Origin of the sequence: Micromonospora sp. NPDC047620 (genome assembly GCF_043205005.1) — a bacterium.
In the GTDB taxonomy this organism is placed as follows: Bacteria; Actinomycetota; Actinomycetes; order Mycobacteriales; family Micromonosporaceae; genus Micromonospora.
Window position 1 is genome coordinate 88,894 of sequence record NZ_JBIDDG010000026.1, and the last position, 10,119, is coordinate 99,012.

Consider the following 10,119-nt stretch of genomic DNA (forward strand, 5'->3'; position numbering starts at 1 on the left):
CTCGTCCGCCGGCTCCACACCGACTCCGACAACCGTGCGCTCGCGACGCGTCAAGGAGACCTCTTCATGACCTCAACCGAACCCATCGCCATCGTCGGCATGGCCTGCAGGTTCGCCGGAGACGTCAGTTCGCCCGACGAGTTCTGGGCGTTGTTGCGTGACGGCAGGGACACCGTCGGGGAACTCCCCGACGACCGCTGGAGCTGGTACGCCAGCCAGGGCCCGGAGCAGGCCGCAGCGTTGGCGACGGCGACCACGCGAGGATCCTTCCTGGCCGACGTCTCCGGCTTCGACGCCGACTTCTTTGAGATCACACCGCGGGAAGCGGCGCTGATGGATCCGCAGCAACGCATCGTGCTGGAACTGGCGTGGGAGGCCCTGGAGCATGCGGGCATCCCGCCGAAGGGACTCGCCGGCACCGACGCCGGCGTGTTCATGGGCGTCGGCACGGACGACTACGGGCGGCGGCTGCTGGAGGACCTCCCCCGCATCGAGGCGTGGACCGGAATCGGAGGGGCCTACTGCGCCGTCGCCAACCGGGTGTCGTACGCGCTGGACCTGCACGGTCCCAGCATGACCGTGGACACCGCGTGCTCCTCGTCCCTGGTCGCCATCCACCTGGCAGCACAGGCCCTGCGGACAGGGGAATGCGATGTCGCCCTAGCCGGCGGGGTGCTGGTGATGGCGGCGCCCGGCCTGACCCTGGTACTGGACGCCGCCGGCGCCACCGCCCCGGACGGGCGCTGCAAGTCCTTCGACGCGGACGCGGACGGCTACGGCCGTGGCGAGGGCGGTGGCGTCGTGGTGCTCAAGCGGCTCGCCGACGCCCGCCGGGACAACGACCGGATCCTGGCCGTCGTCCGGGGCAGCGCGGTCCAGCAGGACGGCCGAACCAACGGCATCATGGCGCCGAACGGGCACGCACAGGAGCAGTTGATGCGTCGCGCCTGCCGGGACGCCGGCATAGATCCGCGGACGGTCCAGTACGTCGAGGCGCACGGCACAGGGACACCGGTGGGCGATCCCCTGGAGGCGGGTGCGCTGGCGTCGGTGTTCGGGGCCGGCAGGCCGCCGGACCGACCGCTGCTGATCGGCTCGGTCAAGCCGAACATCGGTCACCTGGAGGCGGGTGCCGGCGTCGCCGGCGTCATCAAGACCGTGCTCGCCCTCCGGCACGGCGAGCTGCCACCGAGTCTGCACCTCCACCGTCCCAACCCCGCCGTCGCGTGGGAGACCTCGGGACTCCAGGTGGTGACGGAGCTGACGCCGTGGCCGCAAGCGGATACGCCGCGGCGCGCGGCGGTCTCCGGGTACGGCTACGGCGGTACCATCGCCCACCTCATCATCGACGGAGCCGGCACGCCGGTCCGCCGCGGCGGCGACGGCGAGCGACCCGGCCCGTTTCTCCACCCGTTGTCGGGGGCAAGCCCTACCGCCCTGCGGCAGAACGCCGACCGGCTCGCCAGGCGACTCACGGATAAGCCGGCCGTGACCGCCACGGACGTCGGCCACACCCTCGCCCTCGGACGCAGCCATCTCACCCATCGCGCCGCCGTGGTAGCCGCCGACCGGACCGGCCTGGTCGAGACGCTGCGGGAGTACGCGTCCACCGGCCGGGGCTGCGTGACCGGCGCGGCACCGGCCGGCGGTGACCGTGGCGTCGTCTGGGTGTTCTCGGGACACGGCTCACAGTGGACCGGCATGGCCCGCGACCTGATCGACGACACCCCGTTCGCCGACGTGCTCGACCAACTCGACCCGGTGTTCAGGGCGGAGCTGGGCCTCTCGCCACGGTCCGTTCTCCTCGACGACCGTCCGCAACCGGTGGACGTGATCCAGCCAATGATCTTCGCCGTCCAGGTCGCGTTGGCGACGACGTGGCGGGCGATGGGACTGCGTCCCGCCGCCGTCATAGGTCACTCCGTGGGGGAGATCGCCGCCGCGGTCACCGCCGGAATGCTCACCCTGGAGCAGGGCGCGCGCCTGGTCTGCCGCCGCTCGCTGCTCCTGCGGGAGGTCGCCGGGGCCGGCGCCATGGTCATGGTGAACGTCGGATTCGACGAGGCGGTACGCCGGCTGGGCGAACGGGACGACGTGGTCGTCGCGATCGCCGCGTCCCCCGAATGGTCGGTGCTTTCCGGTGACGTCGCGGGCATCGCCGACGTCGCGCAACGGTGGCTCGCAGACGGGGTGACGGTCCGGCCGATCCAGTCGGATGTGGCGTTCCACAGTCCGCACATGGATCCGCTCCTGGACCCGCTGGAGGCCGCCGCCACCGACCTTCCGCCTGCGGCGCCACTGATCCCGACCTACACGACGGCCCTCTCCGATCCCCGCTCGACCGTCGCTCGGGACGGCGCCTACTGGGCGGCGAACCTGCGCGGCTCGGTGCGCTTCGCGCAGGCCGTCGCCGCCGCAGCCGAGGACGGTCACCGGCTTTTCCTGGAGATCTCCGCGCACCCCGTCGTCGCACACTCGATCAGCGAAGCCCTGGACAGCCTCGGGATCGACGACGGCCGGGTGGCGTACTCGCTGCGCCGGGGGCGGCCGGCACATGAAGCCCTGCTGACGAGCCTGGGCGAGCTGTACTGCCACGGCGCGGCCGTTGACTGGTCAGCCCTATGGTCCATTGGTGACCTCGCCGACCTGCCGACCCAGGCGTGGCAGCGCAGGCGGCACTGGGCACCGGAGCCGGCACCGACGCCGGGGGTGACGAGGCGGCACGACCCGCGCAGCCACACGCTGCTCGGCGGGCGCACGGTGGTGCGTGGGGCCGAGAGGACCGAGTTCTGGTCAACCCGCCTCGACCACGGCTCCCGTCCGTACCCGGGGGACCATCCCGTACGGGACGTGGAGATCGTCCCCGCCGCGGTGCTGCTCAACACCTTCTTCTCCGCCGCAACGGATCGGGGCTGGGTCGACCTGGCAGACCTCGCCCTCCGGGTACCGGTCAGCGTGACCCGGCCGCGGGAAGTCCAGGTGGTCCGTCAGGGCGAAACGCTCCGACTCAGCTCGCGGATCCTCGCTGACGGCGCCGACGACGAGGACGAGAGCTGGGTTACGCACACCGCAGCCACCATCGACACACACCTGGACCTACCCGCCGGTGACAGCCACCCCACCAAGGTGATCGAGGCGTTGCCGGACGACTTCGTCGTCGACCGGCTGGCTTCGCTCGGTGTCGCCGCCATGGGTTTCCGTTGGGTCGTCCGTCGCATCGGCCGAACCGTGGACGGCATGGTCGCGGACGTCGATGTCGAGAACGGTGAAGGCGCGCCGCGTGGATGGGCTCCGATGCTCGACGCTGCGCTGTCGATCGCGTCGGTGGTCTTTCCCGGGCCGGCCACCCTCCGGATGCCCGCGCACATCCACCGGGTCACGCTCTCGCCGGCGGCGGTCGCCCAGGCACGGATCGTCGTGCGTACTGCGGCCGACGACGTCGTCGAGGTTGAGATCGTCAACTCGGATGGCGAGACGGTCGGCCGGCTGACCGGCCTGCGGTACGGGGTACTCGACCTCGATGTGCACCGGGGTGGCACCCCGACGGGTCTGGTGCACCAGACCATCTGGCGGTCCGCACCCCGGCTGGTCGGGCACCGCCCGGAGGCGGTGGTCCTGGTCGGCCCGGGCACATCGCTGAGCGAGGGACTGACCGCTCGCCTGGAGGGCACGGGCATACCGTGGAGGCACGTCTCCGACCCGGACCACCTCGCCGGCACGGACCTGACCGATGGTACGGCGGTCCTCGTCGTGCCCGCCCGCACGCATCCTGACGACGTGGCCGGGTCGGTCGACGAGAACACCTGGCTGCTCACCCGGACCGTACAGCGGCTGGCGGGGGCCGGGTCGGCGCGGCCCGCACGCCTCTGGTGCCTGACCCAGGGCGTGGTCGGCTGCACGGACAGCGGGGCTCTCGGCCACGCGGCTCTCTGGGGTCTGGGCAGGATCGTCGGTGGCGAGCATCCGGAGCTCTGGGGCGGTGTCGTTGACGTCGGCGCGTCGCCGGGGGACCTGTCGACGCTCGTGGAGATCATCGGGGACAGCCACGGCGAAGACGTCATCGTCATCCGGGACGGGATCGTCTCGGTGCCACGCCTGCGTACCGGTGAGGACGCCCCCGAGGCCTCACCGGCGATCTGCCGGCCGGACGGCACGTACCTGGTCACCGGCGGGCTGGGGACCCTCGGCCTGCAGGTGGCGTCCTGGCTGGCGACGCGTGGCGCGCGCCGCATCGTGCTGGCCGGTCGCCGTGGTCTGCCCCACCGTGACGCATGGGACGACCTGACCGACCCCGGGCAGCGGGCAGCGGTCGAGACCATCCGGGCACTCGAGCGTTCCGGTGTCACGGTCGCCGTGGTGCCGGTCGACATCGCCGACCGGCACGCCGCCGCGCGACTGCTGCGGCCGGCCGCGCTCGGGCTGCCTCCCGTCCGCGGCCTCGTGCACGCGGCAGGGGTGATCGACAACCGCACGGTCGACGCACTCGACGAGGCGTCACTGCGTCACGTGCTACGGCCGAAGGTCGCGGGGGCGCTGGCCCTGCATGACATCTTCCCGCCCGGCAGCGTGGACTTCTTCGTGCTCTTCTCCTCGGCGGGCCAACTCCTCGGCCTGCCCGGGCAGGCCAGCTACGCCGCGGGCAACGCCTTCCTCGACGGTCTCGCGCGACACCGACGCGCAGTGGGGGACAGCGGAACGCGAAGCATCGCCTGGACGTCCTGGCGTGGGCTCGGCATGTCCACCTCCTCCGACGTGATCAACGCCGAACTGGCCGCCCGGGGCACCGCAGACATCAGTGCGGCCGAGGCGTTCGCCTCCTGGGACCTCGTGGAGCGGTACAGCCTCGGCGAGGCGGCCGTGTTGCGCATCCTGCCGGGCTCCCCGGCCGGGCGGCGCCCACCCCTGCTCGATGAGCTGACGACCGCCTCCTCCGCCGGAGAGGCGGCCGATACGACGGCTCCATCGTGGACCGGTCTGGACGACGCCGCGCTGCACGCGCACCTGTCCCTGCGGATCAGCGAACAGGTCGCCGACGAGACCCGGCTGCCCGTCCGCGACGTCGCCCCTCACCGCCCCCTGTCGGAGATGGGCCTGGACTCGGTGATGACCACACGGATCCGGTACGCGCTGGAACAGGAATTCCGGCTCGCACTGCCCGCGACCCTGCTCTGGGACCAACCCACCGTGGACGCCATCGCCACATACCTGGCCGCCCGGCTGGCGCCGACGGCCACCCCTACGGAAGGAGTCAAGCCGTGATCGATGAGGGCACCGTGCCCTGGCCGGAGGATCTCGCCTACGTTTACCGGACGGCCGACTGCTGGCGGGGCCGCCCACTCGGGGCGTATCTGTGGGATTGGGCGGACGCGTGGGGCGACCACGTGGCCGTGGTCGACGGCGACCGGCGGCTGACGTACCGGGAACTCGCTGTGCTGAGCGACGGCTTGGCCGAGCAGCTGATCGAGCACGGGCTCCGCCGCGGCGACAGCGTCCTGGTGCAGCTGCCGAACTGCTGGGAGTTCGTCGTCGTCACCCTCGCCTGCTTCCGAGCGGGGGTGGCACCCGTGATGCTGCTCCCGCAGCACCGAGCGCACGAGCTCACCGCGATCGCCAGACACGTCGAGGCTCGGGCACTGGTCGTACCGGACACCTGGCGCGGCTACGACCACCAGGCCCTGGCAGACCGGGTGGCAGCCGGCCTGCCGGACAGCGCGGCCGTTCTCGTGGTCGGCGCCGACGTCCGACCGCACAACGTCGACGTACGGTCCCTCATGCGCTCCTGCAACGACGTCGAGGCGCGGCGCCGGCGGCTGGACGGCCTGGCCCCGTCCGCCGCCGACGTGGCGCTCTTCCTGCTCTCCGGCGGCACCACCGCAGTACCGAAAGTCATCGCCCGCACGCACAACGACTACGAGTACAACATCCGGCGCAGCGCCGATGTCTGCCAGTTCAACCGCCAGACGGTGTACCTGGCGGTGCTGCCCGTCGGCCACAACTTCCCGTTGGCGAACCCCGGAGTGCTAGGGACCCTGCACAGCGGCGGGCGGGTCGTCATGCTGCCGTCGCCCCGCCCCGAGCAGGCGTTCGCCGCCATCGAGGCGGAAGGGGTCACCGCGACGTCGGTGGTGCCTGCGGTGGCGATCAGATGGATGGAGGCCGTGGACGGCAGCGGTCGTGACCTGTCCAGCCTGCGGCACATTCACGTCGGCGGGTCGATGCTCTCCCCGGAGGTCGCCGCCGCCATCGGCCCGGCCCTCGGCTGCGAGCTGCAACAGGTCTACGGGATGGCCGAAGGTCTGGTCTGCTACACCCCGGTCAACGCGCCCCGCTCCATCGCGAACACGACGCAGGGGCGCCCGCTCAGCCCTTTCGACGAGTTGCTCGTGGTCCACCCCATGACGGGCCGACCCCTGCCGCCCGGTGCGGTTGGGGAGCTGCTCATCCGAGGCCCGTACACCCCGCGCGGCTACTACCGCGCGCCCGAGCAGAACGCCGTCTCCTACACGCCCGACGGCTGGTACCGCACCGGTGACCTCGTGCGCATCACCCCGCGAGGAAACCTTGTGGTCTGTGGCCGGGTGAAGGACGTGATCAACCGGGCAGGTGAGAAGATCTCCGCCGCCGAGATCGAGACGCTGGCGCAGGACATCCCGGATGTCGCCGAGGCTGCGGCCGTATCGGTGCCCGACGCCGTCGTCGGGGAACGGGTCTGCCTCGTTGTCCGCCTGCATCCGGGACGCGAGCTGACCCTGGACCGGGTGGCGGCGGCGCTGACGGAGCGGGGGCTCGCGACGTTCAAGGTGCCGGAGCGTCTGGTCGTCCTGGACGACCTGCCACACACCCCGCTCGGGAAACCGGACAAGAAGGCGCTGCGGCTGCTCCTGACGCGGTCTGCGTAGCGCCGGAGCCTCGCGCGGCCTGCCGTGGGCTCGCCGGTCTCACCCTGGTGCCGCCACCCCCGGCCGCAGCGGCGAGATGGCCGCACAAAAATTTCTGGCCGCAGACCGATCAATCGCCGGCCGGCCCGTCGTCATAACTGTTAGAGCGCTCATGATGCGGCTCGGCGGTCGTCAATACGCCATGACACGGGTGCACTGTTCGTCCCGTCGCGTCGCATCACTTGCCCGTTGCCTCGGGCGCAAAACGACCGGTCCTGCCAGAAGTGTGCACGACATCCCACGAATTGGAGTTTCGCGTGACCGTCAGGAACTGGAACCGCACTGCCCTGTCCGCCCTCGGCCTCAGCGCCGTGGCGGCCCTCGGTCTCACCGTTGCCGCCTCGGCGCCAGCGGTCAGCGCCCCGAAGGACGGCGTCTCCGCCGCCGCCGCCAAGGTCACCATCACGCCGTCGAGCAACCTGGTCGACGGGACGGCGGTGACCATTGCCGCCACCGGCCTCCGGCCGGACACCGTGTACCACATCGGTCAGTGCGCGATCGTCGGCGAAACCCTTCCGTGCAACGGCGCCGAGACCATTCACGTCAGCTCGTCCAGCTCGGGCAACCTGAGCACCAAACTGACGGTCCGGCAGGTCTACGAGGGCACGCTGGGCCCGGAGAACATTCCGTGGGGCACCGTTGACTGCAAGGCCGTGCCGTGCGGCATCGGCATGTTCAACGACCTCGGCGAGGGCGCCGGCGCGGCAATTTCGTTCAAGTAATCGCAAGCCGCACTAACGCTGTTCCGGGTCACGTTCCGCGTGACCCGGAACAGCCTTTTTGGACCTGACGGGCACCATTCCGCGCCGCTTCGAACGCCCGGCGAAAAACAGCGACGCAATTCGGCCGGCCACCGGCCGCTGTCGATGCGTTCGACACGTGGACAACGTGCCGGCGATGTTCCGGCCCTGCACCGCGTTGGCCGCGCTGAGAAACGGGCGGTGGCGCGCCCCGGCCTCCACGCATTCATGAAGATGTCCAGCAGCACCGCCGGACCTACCGTCGACTGACGGCCGAGGGCCGGGCCCGCCGACTCCACCGGGACCGCAGCCGCTCCCGAGCAGCGGTCGGGCCAACCACGGTCGACGCGTCGGCGCGCTCCGGGCGGTCTCGGAGGCACGCGACCGTCGTGGCATCCCCAGCCAGGGCCGCGACCGCGCCGGTCCCCGCACTCCCCCAGGAGGTCCACATGCGCCCACCGCGACGGGGCACCATCGACGTTCCCGGCGCCACCCTCTATTTCGAACTCCGCGGCGACGGGCCACCACTGCTGTGCATTCCCACGGGCAACGGGGACGCCACCCCGTTCGGGCCACTGGCCGACTCCCTCGCCGCCCACCGCACGGTCATCACGTACGACCGGCGCGGCTTTTCCCGGAGCCCGACCTTCGACGCCGTGGCGGATCATCGGCGGGTCCTCGTCGACGCGCTGGACGCGCGTGCGCTGCTCGACCATGTCTCCGACGAGCCGGCCGACGTGTTCGGTACCTGCTCAGGCGGCATCGTGGCGTTGGCACTGCTGCAGTCGCACCCGAACCGCCTACGCACCCTGGTTGCCCACGAGCCGCCCCTGGCGTCGGTCCTGCCGGACGCCGCACACTGGTTGAGCTTCTACGAGACCCTTTACGTCACCTACCGGGAGTCCGGCGTCGCCGCCGCCAAGGCCGTTTTCCGCGACCATGTCGGCCTGGAAGGTGAGACCCGGCCGCCCGAGGACGCCAGGCTTCCGCCGCGGGAACTCGAGGAACTGCTCACCCGGCTCCGCCGCAACGAGGTGTTCTGGTTCGAGCACGAGACCCGCAGTTTCCCGGCCTTCCAGCCCGACCTGGCGGCCCTGCGCCGACACCGCGACAAGCTGGTGCTCGCCGGCGGCACCGCCTCCCGGGAGCAGTACGCCTACCGCCCCAACAAGGAGCTGGCGCGGCTGCTGGAGGTGGGAATGGTCGACCTTCCCGGCGGCCACCTCGGGCACGTCACCCACCCGTACGAGTTCGCCGAGGCGCTCCACGCCGTTCTCCTGTCGCACCCCCGTGCGACAAGCACGCCACCGACGCGGTGACGGCCCGAGACCGGTTCGCTGCGAGGGAAAGGCGACCTTTGTGCCCGTCTTAATTACACGCCTGAATCAATAACTAATCCGACACGAATCGCGAACTCCACACCCCCTAACCGGTGAGCAATACGGGAGGGGAAAACGGTCCGGACGAACCACATACTGATGGAGAGGCGAGAGAATCGGGAGGGCGGCCGAACGCCTCGGGTGAATTCCGCTGTTCAGGCGTTCACCGGTCAATGTCACCGAAAAAATGGAGAAGACATGCGTAAAAAGCGTACCGTCGTCGCACTCGCCGCAGTGGCGATGGCGGCCCTCACCACGCTGTTCCTGGCGGGTAACGGGGCGGCCAGCGCCGAGTCCGGCGACACCGCGGCGGCCCCGATGCACTTCGAGTCGTCGGAGCTCCGGCAGCTCCTTCCCGCCGACGGTCTGGACGCGAAGTCGGCGTCCGTCCAGCCCACCATCACCATCGAGGAGGCAGTGGCGACCGGTCAGTTCGAGTCCGGTCCTGGTCTCACGTCCGAGCCCAAGGGCTGCCTGAACATGACCGATGCCCTTGGCGACCTCAGCGGGGTCGAGGGCTACATGCAGTCGGGCGAGCGATCGGTGGAGGCCGCGCCGGACAGCCTCCAGCGGTACTTCATGACCGCCGTGTTCCAGATCCCCGGCGGCGCCGACGCGGCGATCGACAAGGTGGCCGAGGTGCTGCGCACCTGCAGCGCCGGCACCATCCTGCTGGAGACCGGCAAGGGTGAGCCGCTGAAGGGCAGCATCTCCTACGCCGAGCACAAGGCGCTGCCGCTGGACGGCGCCCGCACCTTCGCCTCTACCCTCACGACGATCCTGCCGTCGTTCACCGGACTCAACGACGAGGTCCTTCCGACCACCGAGTGTGAGGCCCAGCTCACCCTGGCCGCTGACGGGGACGTGCTGATCTGGTCGGTCGAGCCGACGGAGCAGCTGGCCACCGAGTCGGTCTCCACCGTCTACGAGCGGGCCCTGGCCCTGAGCTGATCAACCGCCGCCCTCCCAGGTCGTGGGGGGGGCCCCGCCGGCCCCCACCCCCCGCGCCCGGCGCGGACACAGCCAAAGGGGCTGGTGAAGGGGGGCCGGTGCGGCGGCGCC

At 71.0% G+C, this 10,119-nt stretch carries 5 protein-coding genes; all 5 read left to right on the forward strand.

Features of this window, described 5'->3' with window-relative positions; translation table 11 throughout:
• The first annotated feature begins 66 nt into the window (after positions 1-66).
• The 5 genes from ACGF5C_RS26585 to ACGF5C_RS26605 all read left to right on the forward strand — a co-directional run bounded on the left by ACGF5C_RS26585 (position 67) and on the right by ACGF5C_RS26605 (position 10,008).
• A complete protein-coding gene (locus ACGF5C_RS26585) occupies positions 67-5,259 on the forward strand; it encodes a type I polyketide synthase (protein WP_393305862.1) in 5,193 nt (1,730 codons plus the stop codon).
• Entirely contained in the window at positions 5,256-6,899 is a 1,644-nt protein-coding gene (locus tag ACGF5C_RS26590) for a (2,3-dihydroxybenzoyl)adenylate synthase (RefSeq protein WP_393305864.1), read from the forward strand. Before ACGF5C_RS26585 ends, ACGF5C_RS26590 begins: the two co-directional genes overlap by 4 nt.
• 221 nt (positions 6,900-7,120) lie before the next feature.
• Complete coding sequence (locus ACGF5C_RS26595) at positions 7,121-7,660, forward strand: enediyne antibiotic chromoprotein (RefSeq protein ID WP_393305866.1); 540 nt, start codon at positions 7,121-7,123, stop codon at positions 7,658-7,660.
• A gap of 467 nt (positions 7,661-8,127) precedes the next feature.
• Positions 8,128-8,997: an alpha/beta fold hydrolase gene (locus ACGF5C_RS26600; RefSeq protein ID WP_393305868.1), complete on the forward strand. Its 870-nt coding sequence runs from the start codon at positions 8,128-8,130 to the stop codon at positions 8,995-8,997.
• Positions 8,998-9,255: 258 nt separating this feature from the next.
• Complete coding sequence (locus ACGF5C_RS26605; protein WP_393305870.1) at positions 9,256-10,008, forward strand: hypothetical protein; 753 nt, start codon at positions 9,256-9,258, stop codon at positions 10,006-10,008.
• Positions 10,009-10,119: the final 111 nt, after the last annotated feature.

Bases quoted from the DNA above. Each gene is read 5' to 3' on its own strand.
- ACGF5C_RS26585 (WP_393305862.1), top strand. From the start codon at position 67: ATGACCTCAACCGAACCCATCGCCATCGTCGGCATGGCCTGCAGGTTC.
- ACGF5C_RS26600 (WP_393305868.1), top strand. From the start codon at position 8,128: ATGCGCCCACCGCGACGGGGCACCATCGACGTTCCCGGCGCCACCCTC.
- ACGF5C_RS26605 (WP_393305870.1), top strand. From the start codon at position 9,256: ATGCGTAAAAAGCGTACCGTCGTCGCACTCGCCGCAGTGGCGATGGCG.